Source organism: Wolbachia endosymbiont (group A) of Anomoia purmunda (assembly GCF_947251545.1).
Lineage (GTDB): Bacteria > Pseudomonadota > Alphaproteobacteria > Rickettsiales > Anaplasmataceae > Wolbachia.
Map to the genome: position 1 here is coordinate 428471 of NZ_OX366362.1, position 16664 is coordinate 445134.

Here is a 16664-nt window from a genome sequence, read left to right on the forward strand (position 1 = left end):
TTTAGCAATCTAAAGAAATTTTACTATTACCTTCTATATTGAATTCTCTACAAAGATCAGCAGACAAGTTCATGTTTTCCCAAGAAAATCCACCGTCACTTTCTGACTCTTTACCAAAATGTCCATAACAGGCTGTACGTTTATATATAGGGCGATTAAGCGATAAATGCTTGATTATGCCTTTTGTTGATAAATCTATACTATTCTCGATAAACTCTTTAATTACTCTTTCCTCCACCGTATTCGTACCAAATGTATCAATATATAATGAAGTAGGTTTTGATATACCAATTGCATAAGAAAGCTGCACAAGACAACGTTCAGCCAAACCTGCAAAGACAATATTTTTAGCAATGTATCTTGCCATATAAGCTGCAGATCTATCAACTTTAGTTGCATCTTTTCCGGAAAATGCCCCTCCACCGTGTGGAATATAACCTCCATAAGTATCAACCATAATTTTTCGTCCGGTTAATCCACAGTCACCAACTGGTCCACCAATAACAAATCTACCAGTTGGATTGACTAAGAGACTTTCCTCAGGACACATCCATCCTTCAGGTAAAGATGAAACTATGTAAGGGTAAATTATTTCTTTTACTTTTGATTGATCCAAATCCTCAGGGTGCTGTATTGAGACAATAATACTTTCAGCACGTACCGGGAGGTTATTCTCATATGCCAAAGTGATTTGTGACTTTGCATCTGGACCAAGTTTTGCTTCTTTAACTGCGCTCATGATATTTTTCAGAATCGAGTGTGCATAAAAAATGGGTGCCGGCATAAGGTTTTCTGTCTCTATTGTTGCATAGCCATACATTATGCCCTGATCTCCAGCACCTTGATCCACCCCTATTGCAATGTCATTTGATTGCTCATGTAACAATATATTTACCTTCACTTTTCTCCAGTGGAAACCATCATGCTCATAACCAATATCTTTTATTGTATTCCGTACAATACTTTCAATCCTGCTATTCTCAATGTTAGGCCCAAACACTTCCCCAGCTATAATAACGTTATCTTTGGTGACTAAAGTCTCTATTGCAGCTCGCGCAAAAGGATCAGTGAAAAGGTATTCATCAAGTATTGCATCTGAAATTTGATCTGCTACTTTATCTGGATGACCAGCCGCAACTGATTCACTGGTTATTAAATTTTTATATAAACTCATGCTTTAGGTTTCTGCTTACACAATACCAAAACCGCTATAAAAAACACAGCTAGCAATTACTAAATGGTGTGGGTCTGGGAAGAGTTGAACCTCCGACCTCACGCTTATCAGGCGTGCGCTCTAACCACCTGAGCTACAGACCCATGATTTATTCAAGCTGAAGCTTTCATATTATCTGTAGGCACGATATCAATAAAAGTCTTTTTATTCCCTGACCTTCTAAAACTGACCCAGCCTTCTACTTTGGCAAAAATCGTATGATCTTTGCCTATACCAACATTCTTCCCAGGATGGAATTTTGTGCCTCTTTGGCGCACAATTATGTTACCAGGAATAACCTTCCCATTCTTCTTTATTCCTAACCTACGACCCGCTGAATCTCTACCATTACAGGAACTACCACCTGATTTTTTAGTTGCCATATCTTACCTCTTACTTTTGAAGACTAATTTCATTTATACGAAGAACAGTTATATACTGCCTATGACCAGTTTTCCTACGGTAATTTTTTCTTCTTTTCTTCTTAAAGATTATAATTTTTTCCCCCCTACACTGCTCCAACACTTCAGCTTTAACAGTAGCATTAGATGAATAAGATAAGCCATTATTTGAAATACAAATCACCTTATTGATTTCCACCTCTTTTTTTTCTTCAGCTTCTAACTTCTCTACCTTTATTATACTACCTTCTTTTACTAAATATTGCTTTCCACCAGTCTCAATTACTGCAAACATGATAAATATAAATTATTGTTATTAACTTTAATCGTAAACGATGTCATATACGCTGTCAATATAAATAAAAAGCATGACTTAACGTTCTTTTTGAGCTATTTAAACACTTCTATCTTTCTTCACCCTTTATCTACTTTTTCTCAGACAATAATTAATTCTCAAAAAATCTTCTATCATAATGTATGTTATATCAGTCCTGATTAACTCTACAAATAATCAAATCTTTAAGTAAATAAGGGTATATTTTATGCTTTTTCTCTTTAATACTAGTATTACATCTTTTTCTATAATATAGCACCGTAATTCCCATCTTTTTCATTATTCTCAAAACTTTCTTATGCCAGTCCATTTGCTCTCTGCTACGTATTAATTGTCTTCTGCTTCCAAGCATTATTTTAACCTGACAAGCTTTGTCTGATTTTACTAGTACCTCTTTAAATAGCCCAACTCTCATCATTTGTGCTATACCTCTTGCATCATTTTTATCATTCTTATTGATCCTTGCAGATAATGCTGCTGCCATATGTCTCGCATCTACACAAATTACTGGCAATCCAAGATTCCTTAACTCTTTGCACATTGGTATTGATAACCATACGCGTCAAGTTAAGGAAAAGGGTAAGAAAATTCAATGAACTTAAGGTGGATACTCTAGTTTTTCTATATCTATCTTTCACAGAAAATTGTGACCAGTCTGTGGTAAGTTTTTTCAGGAAAATTCTCAAATTATTAATTTTACTGCTTAACGCTAAAAACAACTCCCTAATCCTTCTTTTTAATTCAATGAATGCCTTTGTTAAACTCAGCTCTGTATTCTCTTTCAGTTTTATACAACCAACTATTCCATGAAATATAAGAATTGCGCACAATTTAGCGTATAGTTCACATAATACTCTGTATGGTTTTCCTTTAAGTTCGTCAAGCCTGATGTGACTCTTATACAATTTAAATAATAATTCAATCTGCCATCTTACCCTGTAAACTGTTAATACTTGTTCAGCGCTGATTTTACTCTCTGGAACGTTAGTTATGAATATCGACCAATCCAGCAATTTTTGATTCTTTTGAGAAGATGTATATCCATGTGATTTTGCTAACTTATTAGCCCTTCTTCTTCTAATTATAGACTGTTCTTCAGTTAATTTTTGACATATAATTCTCACTTTAATTTTTACTTCTTTTCCTAATAGCACTTCCATCTCTAGAAGGGATTGACCTTCTAAACATTCCAACAACTCTATTTTTTGATTTGTTTCTATATCATATATATTGGTATCAGACTTATAACGACTAACAAAATATGCACCTGCTTCATCAATCTGTTTAAAAGAACTAGGCACAAAGTAGCCCAAATCAAATATTAGCAAATCATTGGCTGATAAACCGTTCAGATAATCCCTATAACCTTGATCCGACCTTATTCCTTCTATTAAATTTAACTTATCTAGCGCTTGGTTCAGGTAATCAAAGACTAACTGCAGCTTTATTCCTGATTTGGTATTACTCTCACAATCTCTATAGCTACTCCCATATCCTTTGTACATATCTTCCATGCTACTGGGCAGGCTAATATAGCTACTATCCAATAGCTTAATGCTTCTAAATTGCTTCAAAATTCTGCAATCAACCTGTAAGCTGTTTTTAAATAAAACTAAAGATTCATTATACATTCTTTTCATAAATTCCACTGCTTCTTCAGTAAATCTAAAATCCAAACCCTGTTTTGTAATTTCTATCGAGTCTTCATTTAGCAATTGGCACATTGTTTCTATGCTGCAATCACCAACTCCTATGTTACCAAAAACCATAGCTTTTATGAATGATGAGCCATTAAGTTTTCTCTTTCTTTTTATAAAACCTACTGCAATTGATATTTCGTCTGCTTTTTCATTAAAGAATTCATTGAGGTCTTTTGATAAGCAAGCTATTCTGTCCATTGTAAGTTCTCTCATTCACATATCCAAGAGAACTTATACCTTATTCTTTTCCTTCACTCTATCAATTTTACTTACACTTTTCCTTAACTTGACGCGTATGGCTGTACGAACATTGTCTAGCAGGAGGGTGTCACCCGAGTAGCTAACACTGGTTCCTTTATGACGGTGTCATTCCAGTGTCCAGACACTGGAATGACACCCTCCTAATGGAAATTGCTCTCAAATCACAATGTTCGTACAGTTGTATATCAAGTACTGGAATGACACCACCTGCAAATTGCAATGTTCGTACAGTTGTGCGTCACGCGCTAGAATGACAATTAGATTTTTGCTTCGTACAAAATAGTTTCGAAAGAGATCTACTACATTTTCTTTATTTTGCTTATAATTTCCACAAGCAGTGCAAACATAAATGAAGAATACAAATATCCTTTTGGTAATTCTATATGAAATCCATGAAGTATGAGGTACACACCGACAAGTAAAATAAATAAGATAGCAATTACTTTTAAACCTGGATTAGATTTGATTAACTGGGCGGTGTAACTTGATAAAAACAGCATTGCTAGCATGGAAAATGTAAACGCTGTGGCAATTATTATCATGTTATAAGTGAATGCTATAGCAGTTAATATTGAATCAACTGAAAAAACTAAATCTATTAATATAATTTGTAGCACAACTAAAAAAAATTTTGATTTAACGTTTGCTTTCTTTTTATTTTTCTTACATACAAAGATGTCATCCCATAACTCTATAGAGCTTTTAACAATAAGGAATAATCCCCCTGCGATCATAAGTAAATCCCTTGCTGAAATATTTAGCGATGCAGTGTGAAATATGGGTTTTTGCATTGACAATATAGATGATGTAAAAAATAGTATTACAAAACGCATTAATAGTGCTAATCCAAGGCCCATAAGGCGCACTCTTTCTCTCAGCGCATTTGGTACCTTATCTATTGTTAGAGAAATAAAAATTAAATTGTCTACACTAAGTATAGTTTCAAGTAGTGTAAGTGTCAGTAAAGTCCAAGCATCAGCTAGCATTTTTGTTCCAAATTCGGCTCCTCTTACTCTACAATAGATGTGTAAAAATTAAGTGACTTCACTCAGAAGTTAGCTCTCCGGAAAAACAGGATATATAAAGTTCAGCAGCTTCTTCTATTTTCGTTTTTGAGCAAAATCAATAATAAGAGAGTTTCTTATTTTCATACACGCAAATAAGATAAAGCCTTATTTTCGTTTTTGACTTTATTTGAAAATAATACATATACTATGAACATTGTGTGCTGGGTTGAATGATAAGATAAAGCCTTATTTTCATTTTTGACTTTATTTGAAAATAATACATATACTATGAACATTGTGTGCCGGGTTGAATGAATGTATATTAAAGGATCACCATCAGGCAAAGTATTCGCTGGTTATCAGGCATTTCGCTTGCCACCAAAATTTGAATGGGACAATGATTTAGTTAATAGTCTTTCCAGAGCAGATCATATTTTGGGTATGTTATCCAGGGAAGGAGATAAATTGCCTAACCCTCATCTTCTCATGCGACCCTTTATAGTGCGTGAAGCAGTTCTTTCAAGCAGAATCGAGGGAACTCAAGCAACTCTTGGTGAAATTTTGGCTCAAGAAGCAGGTGCTAATGTAGATCGCAATCCCGATGATTTACAAGAAGTACGCAATTATATATCAGCGCTCGATTATGGACTAAAACGTTTATAGTCCCTTCCAGTGTCGCTCCGATTAATTAAGGAAATTCACGGGAGGCTGATGCAAAGAGCAAGGCCAGGGGAATTTCGTCTAGTACAAAACTGGATTGGAAGTCCAGGGTGTACAATAAATACGGCAAAATATGTCCCGCCAGCACCAAATGAATTGATAAGTTGCTTGCGCTCTTTTGAAAAGTTTCTACATGATAGAACATTACCCCCACTTATACATATAGCTCTATGTCATTATCAATTTGAAGCGATTCACCCATTCTTGGACGGCAATGGACGTATTGGGCGTTTATTAATAACATTACTTCTGATCGAAAGAAAATTATTATCATCACCTCTGTTATACTTAAGTGCATTTTTTGAAGCTACAAGAAGTGAGTATTATGACCAACTTTACAATATAAGCAACAGAGGCACGTGGCATGATTGGTTCTCTTATTTCTTAAATGGTGTTAGTACTGCAATCATTGGACGCGTTGTCAAGAGCAGAACGAATTAACATTTTGATTGCAAATTGGCAAACTGAAGTTAGTTCTAAAACTGAAGGAGTTGCAAGTGGTATTGTAAGGTATCTCGCTGTAAACCCTTACTTTACTATAAGGAAAGTAGTTGAAAACTTAGGTGTCGTATTTACAACAGCCCAAAGAGCAATCGTAAAGCTTGAAGATTTAGGCATCGTTTCACAAACTTCTCAAGGAAAGAGAGATCGGGTTTATTGTGCAACTGATATTTTGAATATTCTAGAAGAACCAACTAAGATTACAGAGAATTTCGATAGCACATTGTAGCTATTGTGATGAATAAATTCAGCAAACAGCAAACTTAAAGAGTCTGATCCAATGGACATGCTGAACAAAAAGTAAGGAGCTCCTTTTGGAGGATTATATTAACTTATTAATTAATTGCTTGACTTTTAGCAGGATTTATTATATTATTTATTAATGAGTAATGCAATCAAACCAAGGAGGATAGCATGATGAATAATTTGGATTCAATAATTCTTGGAATAAAAGATGGTGAAAAGGCGATTGAAGATTTAAGGGTTGTGCTTAAAAAAAGAAAAGAAGAAGTTATCACTACACAGACATTTAATTACGCTTTACAATGCCCACAAACTACAAAGAAAGCGATAGTACACGAAATTCTGCTTCATTTTATACAAAATTCTGGCGAGCAATCACTAGAACAAGTAATACAATGCTTAGATAAAGCAATACAATCTAGGATATATGCAAAAAACAACCCAATAAGAAATCTAGATGAAGAATTTCGTACTCATATAAACTTTAAAGATGAAAAGGGAAATACATTACTACATCATGCAGTTATAGGTAATAAAACTGAAGAAATAACCACCCTTCTTGTTACATATAGTGCAAATCCTTTGATACAAAATGCGGATAATAAAATTCCTTTAGATTTAGCTCAAGGAGAAACAAAAAAAGTGCTTATTAAAAGTATGAAAAAACAAGCTAATACGAAAAAAGGAAGCGCTATGATAGGCAGTTTGGTGCCTGGCATAATGATTGGTGGTTTTCTTGGTGTTGTACTTGGAGCTGGTGTGTGTGTTGCAGTAAGTCTTTCTGGTGGTATGATACTAGGTGTAATGATAGCACCTGTTCTTGTTGCTAGTATAGCTGTTGGGCTGGCCATGTATTTTTTGAGTCAAGACTATGAACAGGCTAAAGCGATAGAAAAAACTATTAGCACTGTTAGCTCTGAAATATCTGTTGATGATGCAACTGCTGCAAATGGTAAAATGATAAAGAAGGGCTACAACTTACATAGAAAAAGCTATAGTATTTTTCAAACTAAATAATAAATCTTGTAACTAGGATATTCTGGATTCCAGCGTCACGCGCTGGAATGACAACTGTGTTTTTGCTTTTTTGTCATCAAATACTCCTACTCTTTATATCATCCAAGTGTCCTGACTACTTGGATCCAAGAAATTTAATTGTTTTAAATTTTCCCCTCTATACACCTATTTAAAATTTATGTTATTCACATGTGCAATATAATCTATAATAACGTTTATCAATACAATATATTAAAAAATATTATGAGCTTCGTAAAAGAAAAAAACACCCCTGTGATGGAGCAGTATTTGAACCTGAAAGCTCAATACAAGGATCATCTGCTATTTTATAGGCTAGGAGATTTTTATGAATTGTTTTTCGATGACGCTATTAAAGCTGCGAAATTGCTGAATATAGTGCTCACTAAGAGAGGTAATTCGTGTGGGCAGGACATACCAATGTGTGGAGTGCCAGCACACAGTAGTGAATCTTACCTACACAAGCTAATAGATTTAGGATTCAAAGTAGCAATCTGTGACCAATTAGAAACTGCTGATGAAGCAAAAAAGAGGGGCTATAAATCCATAGTAAAACGTGATGTAGTGCGAGTTGTAACTCCAGGTACAATTATAGAAGATTCACTACTGGAGGATAAAAGCAATAATTATCTCGCGTCTATAGTTGAACAAAATGACGAATATGCTATTAGTTGGCTTGAATTATCGACGGGAAAATTTTTTCACACTTTAACGAGTTTGAAAGCTCTAGATAGTGATTTATTGCGTATATCACCAAGAGAATTATTAATTTCTGAAAAATTCACTGAGGACGAAAAAATTAGATCGATTTTAAAAAATTATAAAATATCAATTACGCAACACGCACAGAGCTTTTTTGAGTATAGTAAATCTCACAGAACATTATGCGAGTTTTATAAAATCAGGGAACTTGGGAGTATAGGAAATTTCAGCAAAGTAGAAATCATGGCGTGTGGTGCACTGCTTGAATATGTCAGAGTAACACAAAGGGGCTCCATTCCAAGGCTTGAATTCCCAAAAACCTATAAGCAACAAAATTTCATGCTTATTGATGCTTCAGCAAGGAGAAATCTTGAGTTGTTTTCAACTCAATTTGGTGAAAAGAAAGGTTCACTAATTTCAGTTATTGATCACACAGTTACAGCCTCTGGTGGACGCCTGCTCAAACAAATGCTCGCTTCACCACTTGCTTGCTCTAAGGCGATTAATTTGAGGCTCAGCACCGCTCAATTTTTTGTAAATAATCATGAGCCACGCAGAAAAATACGAGAGATATTATCTAACATTCCAGATATTGAGAGGTCTTTATCGCGCTTAATACTAGGGCGTGGTTCACCAAAGGATATGAACCTATTAAAAATAGGCCTAGGAAAGACTTTAGAATTGTCTGAGTTCTTATGTAAAATTGAATCAGGTGAAAATGGATCTCTCCCACAAAAATATGTCATCCAAACTGGGATCCAGCCAGCGTCACGCACTGGAATGACAGTAAAATCAGACGAGAGTGAACTAAGCACAATACATAAAAGCCTTGGCAATCATAAAGACCTATTTGAACTGTTAAATAGTGCTATACTCGATAATAACCTCAGTTCCGTGAAAGAAGGAGGATTTATTCACTCAAAATACAACTCAGAATTATCTGAGTTATCCTACATATTAAATAATAGTAATAAACTAATAACCAAACTCCGTGAATCTTATCGCGACCTCACTGGCATTGCCGCACTCAAAATATTACACAACAACATACTTGGTTATTACGTTGAAGTGTCGGCAAATCACAAAATAACTTCGGATATATTTATTCATAGGCAAAGCTTAGCAAATAGCATGCGCTACACTACTAATGAATTGAAAGAACTAGAAAATAAAATTCTTACGGCACGTGATACTGCAATCGGCTTAGAAATGAAAATTTTTAGTGAACTGTGTAGTGAAGTCGCTAAAGAATCTGAAAAAATTGCTCTTGCTGCAAATGCTTTGGCAAAACTTGATATTAGAACCGCATTTGCAGAGCTTGCAGTGCAAAATAATTACGTAAAACCCATTATTGATGACAGCAAAGAGTTCAATATCTGTAGCGGAAGACATCCAGTGGTTGAAGTTAACGATAAATTCATTGCAAATAGCATCAATTTAGCTGGTATACATCTAATTACTGGTCCTAATATGGCTGGAAAAAGCACTTTCTTGAGGCAAAACGCTCTCATTGCAGTTTTAGCTCATATGGGATCGTTTGTGCCAGCAAAGAGTGCACATATTGGAGTGATTGACAAGATATTCAGCAGGGTTGGCGCAACGGATAATATAACAGCTGGTTATTCTACCTTCATGGTAGAGATGATCGAAACAGCAACGATAGTAAATCAGGCAACGGACCGTTCCTTGGTGATACTTGATGAAATTGGTAGGGGCACAGGGGTGTATGATGGATTATCTATTGCACAGGCGGTGATTGAACATATTCACAATGTAAATAAGTGCCGCGCCATTTTTGCAACTCATTATCATGAATTAACTAAAGTAAGCAAATACTTGAAGAACGTGAAATGTTTTTGTGTAAAAATAAGAGAGTGGAACGGAGAGGTTATCTTTCTACATGAAGTAATTGAAGGCATTGCAGATGAGTCATATGGAATACATGTAGCAAAACTTGCTGGTTTTCCTGATTCTGTTTTAAATAGAGCAAGTGAAGTGTTTGAGGAGCTGAAGGCTTGAATCATTATTATAAGTGAAGAATTACCTATACAATCGTGGTAGTAGCTATAGAAACGAAAAACTTACTTGACACCCTTCGCCAGCGCCCTTATCATGATAGTGAAGCTATTGTATTTGCTTTCGCCAATCTGCAGATTAAAAGGTAAGGATTACTTAATGTATCAGCGTCTTACGTTCAATTTTTTGCAGTATATAGATACTGTATGTCTTTACAAAACTTCATCTACATCTAGATTTTTATCTAAATAAGCTGAACGCGCTTATAAAGCGTTCAAGACATCACCCAACGTCAAATTTTAAAATAGAGAGTGAATAACTAGCTACTGCGGGTTTTCTATGCCTTTTTTTTCTGCCTGGTAAATTTCTTAAATATTAAAGCTAAGGTTAGTTGCATTTAAAAGCAGCTAAATTGCAGCGTTTAAGACTTAAAAACGCCAAATTGACAATAGAGAGTAACCGGGGCTTCTTTTGCCTTTTTTTTCGTTTGGTAAGTTTCTTAATATTTATGGCTAAACGACAATCGTCATCCCGCTACGTGTTAGCGGGATCTAGAGATACCGCGGCGGTATGACGTAGGACTGCTGTCATTCCAGTGCTCCTTTTTTTGTTATCCCAGTGCCCAGACACTGGGATCTAGCCTTTATTATGCAGTCACTTGGTTGAAATTAAGTCTTCTGGATCCCAGTGTCAGCTACTTGGATGACATCATAGGGACACTGGGATGACAGGGGAGGGAGGCTACTTGAATGACACCATTCTTTTTCCTGGATCCAAGTAGTCAAGCTACTCGGATGACAGGCTAGCCTGACAATCGTCATCCCGCTACATGTTAGCGGGATCTAGAGATACCGCGGCGGTATGACGTAGGACTGCTGTCATCCCAGTGCTCCTTTTTTTGTCATCCCAGTCTGGGATCTATTTTGCATGTAACTCCAATTGTGTTTTGGCATAAAACGCGACGCGTATTAGACTTATTTGCAAGCAAAGCTTGCTAGATCCCAGTGTCAAGCACTGGGATGACATCATAGGGACACTGGGATGACAGGGGAGGGAGGCTACTTGAATGACACCATTCTTTTTCCTGGATCCAAGTAGTCAAGCTACTTGGATGACACTTTTGTACTTGATGCAAGATTATATCTTGAAAAAATTAAGTTTTAATGCTATAAAATAATTGTAAATTTTGTCTCCGTGGTAGCTTTATGAATGTTGAAAGTAAAAAAATACATGATGCTAAAATAAAATTACCAATATTTCTTGATTATCAATCTACTACTAAAGTGGATCCCCGTGTTTTAGAGGTGATGATACCTTACTTTGGTGAGTTCAGCAATGCACACTCTCGCAGCCATTCATTTGGTTGGACTGCTGAAGAAGCAGTGGAAAAAGCAAGGAAACACATCGCTGATCTGGTGAACGTAGATAGCAAAGAAATTATCTTTACCTCAGGTGCAACTGAGTCAAATAATACAGCAATCAAGGGCGTTGCTCACTTTTATAAAAATAAAGGAAATCATATAATAACTGTCTGCACGGAGCATAAGTGTGTTCTGGATTCTTGTCGGCATCTGGAAAATGAAGGCTTTAAAGTTACATATTTGCCTGTTAAGCAAAACGGAATTATAGATTTAACAAAGCTTGAGGAAGCAATTACTGATAAAACAATCCTGGTTTCAGTGATGATGGTAAATAATGAAATCGGAATAATTCAGCCTGTCAAAGAAATTGGTGCAATATGTAGAAAGTATAATATATTTTTCCACACAGATGCAGCTCAAAGCTTTGGAAAAGTTCCAATTGATGTTAATGAGATGTGCATTGATCTTATGAGTCTCTCTAGCCACAAAATTTATGGACCTATGGGAATAGGCGCATTATACGTTCGTAAAAAGGGCTCTCGTGTTAGATTGACACCATTGATCAGCGGTGGTGGACAAGAAAGAGGTATGCGTTCTGGAACAGTTCCAACTCCCCTTGCAGTTGGTTTTGGTGAAGCGGCACGTATTGCTAAAGAAGAAATGGAAACAGAGGCAAGCAAATTGGAAGGACTGAGGAATATTTTGTACAATAGGATAAAAGAAGCATTTCCTGATATCGTTTTAAATGGTGACTATGAAAATAGAATTCCTGGCAACCTAAACTTGAGCTTTCCCTATGTTGAGGGTGAGTCTCTCATCATGGCAATCAAGGATTTAGCAGTAAGTTCTGGTTCTGCGTGCACGTCTGCGTCTCTTGAGCCTTCCTATGTCATACGGTCGTTAAATAATGGCCATGACCTTGAGCATTCATCAATTAGATTTGGCCTAGGCCGATTTACAACCAAAGAAGAAGTTTTGTACGCAGCAGATCTTATTACTAAAAATGTTGGCCGACTGAGAGAAATGAGCCCACTTTGGGAGATGGTACAAGAAGGAGTAGATTTGAACACCGTGAAATGGGACTCTCATTAAATGTATCCGTTCAGGCAATGGCGTCAACTTAAGGAAAAATATAAGCGATAGTGTGTAAAATTTCTCTCTAAATTTTTTATCATTAAATTATCCAAAGAGTGCAAGAAACAGCACTTTTGTTTCTGTTTTATTTCAACAAGAAAGTTTAAAATGTGTCCTTTTTAGGTAAAACATGCAAAAAGGAAAAAATCTTATTCTACAAATTAAAAATACAATAGACTTCTTTCAAAATTGTTAGAGGGAGTGTAAGATGAAGTATTTGAAAGCATGAAATATAAGGAAATAGAAAAGTTAGAAGGAGAAAAGTTTCGACGTTTAACAGGGGTAAAAAAAGCAACATTTGAGCGAATGGTAGAAATTCTAGAAGTGGAGGATAAAAGAAAAAAAGCTAGAAGTGGAAGAAAAAGTAAACTTTGCATAGAAGACAGGCTACTTATGGCACTGGAATATATAAGAGAATATCGTACATATTTTCATATTGGGCAAAGCTATGGCATGAGTGAAAGTAACAGTTTTAAAATAATAAGATGGGTAGAAGACATATTAATAAAACATCCAGATTTTGCATTACCAGGAAAAAAAGAGCTATTAAAGAGTGATGTAGAATATGAAGTTTTAGTAATAGACGGAACTGAAACGCCAGTAGAGAGACCAAAAAAAAGCAAAAGCCCTTCTACTCTGGAAAGAAAAAAAGGCATACTATAAAAACACAAATAGTAACAGAGAAGAAGAGTAGAAAAGTCATATGCACATCTTTCTCGAATGGTAGAAAACACGGATGTTTAGAGAATCAAAGGTAGCAGTATTGCCGCAAACTAAAATCTTAGCTGATGCCGGCTACAGGGGAATGCAGAAGATACACAAAAATGTTGTATTACCGCACAGGAAAACGAAAAAGAATCCGTTAAGCAAAGAACAAAAAAAAGAGAACAGGGCACTTATGAGCCAAAGGGCAATTGTTGAAAACGTAATTGAAAAGGTTTAAAATCATCTCGGACAGGTATAGAAACCGACGAAAACGTTTTGGTTTAAGGTTTAATTTGATTGCTGCAATTCACAATTTTGAGCTCCCTACATGAATTTTGAAAGAAGTCTAATATACTCAAAAATTTTTCAGAAAATCCATAGGAGCTTTCATTAGCAAACCCTCCTAAAGACATGATGGCGTTTAGGCTTATCTACTTTATTGCGGTAATCCGCAATTGGGGTTTTGATGGTGGAGTCTTACATGTCAATGGCTCCATAAGTTCACATTCTATTCCCAAACTTTTTTTAACTAACTTTAAAATCATAGAAAATACTGTCGAAAAAGGAAGTTTTCTTGTTCGTGTAAAACTGTTTTTTCCAACACAATGGATTTTCTGAAAAGTTTTCGAGTATATTGCATTTTTAATTTGTAAGATAAGATCTTTTCCTTTTTGCATGCCTCACCTAAAAAAGGCACATTTTAAACTTTTTTGTTGAAATAAAATAGAAATAAAAGTGCTGTTTCTTGTAGTATTTTACTCCTTAACATCCCTTAAGTTGACGCCATTGGCTGAACGGATACCCGCTTCTGTCAGGGCATAGGATGACAGAAGTGGGCTTTAATAGCTGTAGTACTATAGCTGTTATACGCCAAAAGTAAGTATTAGATATAACAAATAGAAGAAATTAGATAGAATGATTAAAGGGGCAAGGATATAAAGGTTTAACTTGAAATAACCTGATAAAATTTGAATCACACTTCCAAGTGCTGGCACCCACGAAAGTAATGCAACTGCACAAATCAGTAGATTTCTTACGATTTTTGGTGTTTTATGCTCGTTCTCTAATTTGTGGTATGATTTTCGTATAGAGATTGTTATTCTACCTAAATACCAATTAACTATTCCACCAAGGCTTGATCCTAGTACTCCAAAAAATAACATCAGTAGTAAAGTGTGATACGACCTGAAATAAAGCATGGTATTGAACACAAAACCTTGGTGTACAGGCAAGATTAACGATGATAATAGGCTGTCTTTAAACAGCAGAAAGTAATCTTCCATATAAGTTACCAAGTTGTTGTACCATCTTCATTGTCAGAAATTGTAACCCCCATTTGTTTCAACTGATCCCTTATTTTGTCTGCATTATCGTAATTTTTATTTTTTTTTGCAATTTTTCTTAAGTCTATCAACCTCTCTATTTCTTGATGACTCACACCAGCAGTAAACCACTCTTGATAACTTGACTCAAGAAGACCAATAAATCTGGCACTCTTAACAAAACTCTCAGTTAATTTGAGCTTCTCACTTTCATTACTCATTTTGTTAATTTTTGTAGCCATTTCATGCAATATAGCTAGAGCTTCAGGGATGTTTAAGTCGTTTTTTAAAGCGTCTATAAAATCTTTAGAAATCTCTGCGTTACTTTCATCAATATTCGTTGTATCTAAACCACGTAATAACCGATAAAATTTGTTTAAGGTTTCCTGTGCATCAGAAATAACGTTTTCTGTCCAATCAAGTGCTTTTCTGTAGTAAGTTTTGAGCAGTGCATAGCGTATTACTTCACCCTTTATTCCACTATCTAGCAAATCTCTTACTTTGACTATATTAAATAAGGACTTGCTCATTTTTTCTTCATTTACTGTAAGAAAGCCGTTATGTATCCAGTATTTTGCAAACATTGATCCAGCAAATGCAGACTTACTCTGTGCAATTTCATTTTCATGGTGAGGAAATTGTAAATCTATGCCGCCACCATGAATATCAAAATCTTTGCCAAGGTAAGCATATGACATTGCTGAGCATTCTATATGCCATCCAGGCCTGCCCTCCCCCCATGGGCTATTCCAATAACTTGAAAGTTTGTAGTCAATATCATTTGCAGGCTTCCACAGCACAAAATCTCCCGGGTGCTTTTTATTTTCATTAACTTCAACTCTGCTACCTGGAACCAATTCATCAGTTTTTTTTCCTGATAAAGCACCATATTCATGGTAAGATTCTACACTAAAATATACATGTTTATTGGATTCATAAGCATGACCAGATCGCAGCAAATGTTCAATTAATTCTATAATATAATCTACGTTTTCCGTTGCTTTTGGTTCGTATGTTGGTTTTTTACAATTTATGCTTTCCATATCATCATGAAAAGCTTTAATGTAATATGTGGTTATACTTTCTATGTTGCTATTTTTCTCACTTGCTGCATTAATTATCTTATCATCAATGTCGGTTATATTACGTACATAGGTAACTTTGCCATAACAAAACTTAAGTAGCTGAAATAACACATCATAAACAACAACAGACCGTGCATTGCCTATATGTGCTGTGTCATATACTGTTGGTCCGCAAACATACATTTTCACATGATCTTTATCGATTGGTGTAAAAAGCTCCTTTTTTTTTGTTAAGGTGTTGTAAAGCCTAACCATATACGAAGCTTTTGAGAAAAGAAAATGCCCCAATGATAAGTTGTGGCCCTTTGACTACTACAACAAGAGTAAGCAATAGCCCACACAATGATATTAAAACTCCCAATATGGATAGAAACCCATCTTTACTCATAATGCCAAGCGAAATAAGAGTCGTACCAATTGCAGGAATGAAGTTAGTAAGAGGTAGTGGAAGAGCTATCGATAATGCACAAAGCAACATTACAAAAGCTAAAATCTTTTCACCGGGCCCATAGAAAATAAAAGACATTCTTGGTTTCATGAACTTTTCTATTTTTTTTAATGCTGGAGAAGTTTTTTCCACCACAAGAGCTAGTGTTGAACGCTGAAAAGATCTTCTTTCTAGCCAACTGGGCATCCAAGGAGAATCAAATCCAAATAAAAGCTGCAGTGAGAATAAGATTAAAGGTATAGAAAGAATAGTTGTATAACCAGGTGGAACCGGTACAGGCACCGATAGCGGCAAGGAGAAGATGATTATTAAAATACCAAAACCGCGCTCATGCAAAGCTGCTTTAATGTCAAACAAAGTTACTTTATCGCTATCATTGTTATTGGTATCTGCAACCTCTTTTAGAATATCAGAAGCTAATTTTTTATTTTCGGTCAGTTTCTTACTTTTTTGCACAGTTACTCTTTAATACAACT

General features: G+C 35.5%; 16 protein-coding genes, 1 tRNA gene and 5 pseudogenes. 8 read left to right on the plus strand and 14 right to left on the minus strand.

Going from position 1 to position 16664, the window contains the following annotated elements:
* Position 1: 1 nt before the first annotated feature.
* The 7 genes and pseudogenes from metK to OPR57_RS02195 all read right to left on the minus strand — a co-directional run.
* Positions 2-1174 carry a methionine adenosyltransferase gene (gene metK / locus OPR57_RS02165; RefSeq protein ID WP_265037081.1) on the minus strand — a complete coding sequence of 391 codons (1173 nt, stop codon included), beginning with the start codon at positions 1172-1174 and terminating at the stop codon, positions 2-4.
* A 69-nt stretch (positions 1175-1243) separates the two neighbouring features.
* Positions 1244-1317 (minus strand) — tRNA-Ile (locus tag OPR57_RS02170).
* Between the two features lie 9 nt (positions 1318-1326).
* Positions 1327-1596 carry a 50S ribosomal protein L27 gene (rpmA, locus tag OPR57_RS02175; RefSeq protein WP_265037082.1) on the minus strand — a complete coding sequence of 90 codons (270 nt, stop codon included), beginning with the start codon at positions 1594-1596 and terminating at the stop codon, positions 1327-1329.
* A gap of 10 nt (positions 1597-1606) precedes the next feature.
* Positions 1607-1909, minus strand: a complete 303-nt coding sequence (rplU, locus tag OPR57_RS02180; RefSeq protein ID WP_006279565.1) for a 50S ribosomal protein L21 — start codon at positions 1907-1909, stop codon at positions 1607-1609.
* Positions 1910-2077: 168 nt separating this feature from the next.
* Positions 2078-2249, minus strand: a pseudogene (locus OPR57_RS02185) (IS3-like element ISWpi17 family transposase); the annotation flags it as partial.
* A 21-nt stretch (positions 2250-2270) separates the two neighbouring features.
* Positions 2271-2477: pseudogene (locus tag OPR57_RS02190) on the minus strand (IS110 family transposase); the annotation flags it as partial.
* Between the two features lie 46 nt (positions 2478-2523).
* Positions 2524-3846: pseudogene (locus OPR57_RS02195) on the minus strand (IS4 family transposase); the annotation flags it as partial.
* A gap of 176 nt (positions 3847-4022) precedes the next feature.
* Here OPR57_RS02195 and OPR57_RS02200 point away from each other — a divergent pair.
* A complete protein-coding gene (locus tag OPR57_RS02200) occupies positions 4023-4163 on the plus strand; it encodes a hypothetical protein (protein ID WP_265037083.1) in 141 nt (46 codons plus the stop codon).
* A gap of 45 nt (positions 4164-4208) precedes the next feature.
* Here the strand turns inward: OPR57_RS02200 and OPR57_RS02205 are convergent, their stop codons facing one another.
* A complete protein-coding gene (locus OPR57_RS02205; RefSeq protein ID WP_265037084.1) occupies positions 4209-4895 on the minus strand; it encodes a TerC family protein in 687 nt (228 codons plus the stop codon).
* Positions 4896-5231: 336 nt separating this feature from the next.
* Here OPR57_RS02205 and OPR57_RS02210 point away from each other — a divergent pair, with 336 nt between their 5' ends.
* The 5 genes from OPR57_RS02210 to mutS all read left to right on the plus strand — a co-directional run bounded on the left by OPR57_RS02210 (position 5232) and on the right by mutS (position 10136).
* Complete coding sequence (locus OPR57_RS02210; protein WP_265037085.1) at positions 5232-5579, plus strand: Fic/DOC family N-terminal domain-containing protein; 348 nt, start codon at positions 5232-5234, stop codon at positions 5577-5579.
* A 48-nt stretch (positions 5580-5627) separates the two neighbouring features.
* Positions 5628-6077, plus strand: coding sequence for a Fic family protein (locus OPR57_RS07765; protein WP_406831550.1), 450 nt, complete (start codon positions 5628-5630; stop codon positions 6075-6077).
* Positions 6025-6366, plus strand: coding sequence for a helix-turn-helix domain-containing protein (locus OPR57_RS02215; RefSeq protein ID WP_265037086.1), 342 nt, complete (start codon positions 6025-6027; stop codon positions 6364-6366). Before OPR57_RS07765 ends, OPR57_RS02215 begins: the two co-directional genes overlap by 53 nt.
* A 185-nt stretch (positions 6367-6551) precedes the next feature.
* The gene (locus tag OPR57_RS02220; protein ID WP_265037087.1) at positions 6552-7397 is read left to right on the plus strand and encodes an ankyrin repeat domain-containing protein; all 846 of its coding nucleotides are present in this window, start codon (positions 6552-6554) and stop codon (positions 7395-7397) included.
* 243 nt (positions 7398-7640) lie between these two features.
* Positions 7641-10136: a DNA mismatch repair protein MutS gene (gene mutS / locus OPR57_RS02225; protein ID WP_265037501.1), complete on the plus strand. Its 2496-nt coding sequence runs from the start codon at positions 7641-7643 to the stop codon at positions 10134-10136.
* A 665-nt stretch (positions 10137-10801) separates the two neighbouring features.
* On the opposite strand, the gene OPR57_RS02230 is transcribed toward mutS, so the two are convergent.
* Both OPR57_RS02230 and OPR57_RS02235 read right to left on the minus strand, forming a co-directional pair.
* On the minus strand, positions 10802-10954 hold the full coding sequence (locus OPR57_RS02230) for a hypothetical protein (protein WP_265037088.1): 153 nt from the start codon (positions 10952-10954) through the stop codon (positions 10802-10804).
* A 173-nt stretch (positions 10955-11127) separates the two neighbouring features.
* The gene (locus tag OPR57_RS02235; protein WP_265037089.1) at positions 11128-11268 is read right to left on the minus strand and encodes a hypothetical protein; all 141 of its coding nucleotides are present in this window, start codon (positions 11266-11268) and stop codon (positions 11128-11130) included.
* A 70-nt stretch (positions 11269-11338) separates the two neighbouring features.
* Here OPR57_RS02235 and OPR57_RS02240 point away from each other — a divergent pair, with 70 nt between their 5' ends.
* Both OPR57_RS02240 and OPR57_RS02245 read left to right on the plus strand, forming a co-directional pair.
* Positions 11339-12586 carry an IscS subfamily cysteine desulfurase gene (locus tag OPR57_RS02240; RefSeq protein WP_265037090.1) on the plus strand — a complete coding sequence of 416 codons (1248 nt, stop codon included), beginning with the start codon at positions 11339-11341 and terminating at the stop codon, positions 12584-12586.
* A 267-nt stretch (positions 12587-12853) separates the two neighbouring features.
* A pseudogene (locus OPR57_RS02245) lies at positions 12854-13665 on the plus strand (IS5 family transposase).
* A gap of 129 nt (positions 13666-13794) precedes the next feature.
* Here OPR57_RS02245 and OPR57_RS02250 read toward each other — a convergent pair.
* From OPR57_RS02250 to OPR57_RS02260, 4 genes and pseudogenes are all read right to left on the minus strand, one after another.
* Positions 13795-14010 (minus strand): annotated as a pseudogene (locus OPR57_RS02250) (IS4-like element ISWosp8 family transposase); the annotation flags it as partial.
* A 186-nt stretch (positions 14011-14196) separates the two neighbouring features.
* A complete protein-coding gene (locus tag OPR57_RS07770; protein WP_406831553.1) occupies positions 14197-14616 on the minus strand; it encodes a YqaA family protein in 420 nt (139 codons plus the stop codon).
* Between the two features lie 5 nt (positions 14617-14621).
* Positions 14622-15995, minus strand: a complete 1374-nt coding sequence (cysS, locus tag OPR57_RS02255) for a cysteine--tRNA ligase (protein WP_265037091.1) — start codon at positions 15993-15995, stop codon at positions 14622-14624.
* Positions 15988-16644 (minus strand): exopolysaccharide biosynthesis protein, encoded by a 657-nt coding sequence (locus OPR57_RS02260; RefSeq protein WP_265037092.1) that lies wholly within the window; start codon positions 16642-16644, stop codon positions 15988-15990. Before OPR57_RS02260 ends, cysS begins: the two co-directional genes overlap by 8 nt.
* Between the last annotated feature and the right edge of the window lie 20 nt (positions 16645-16664).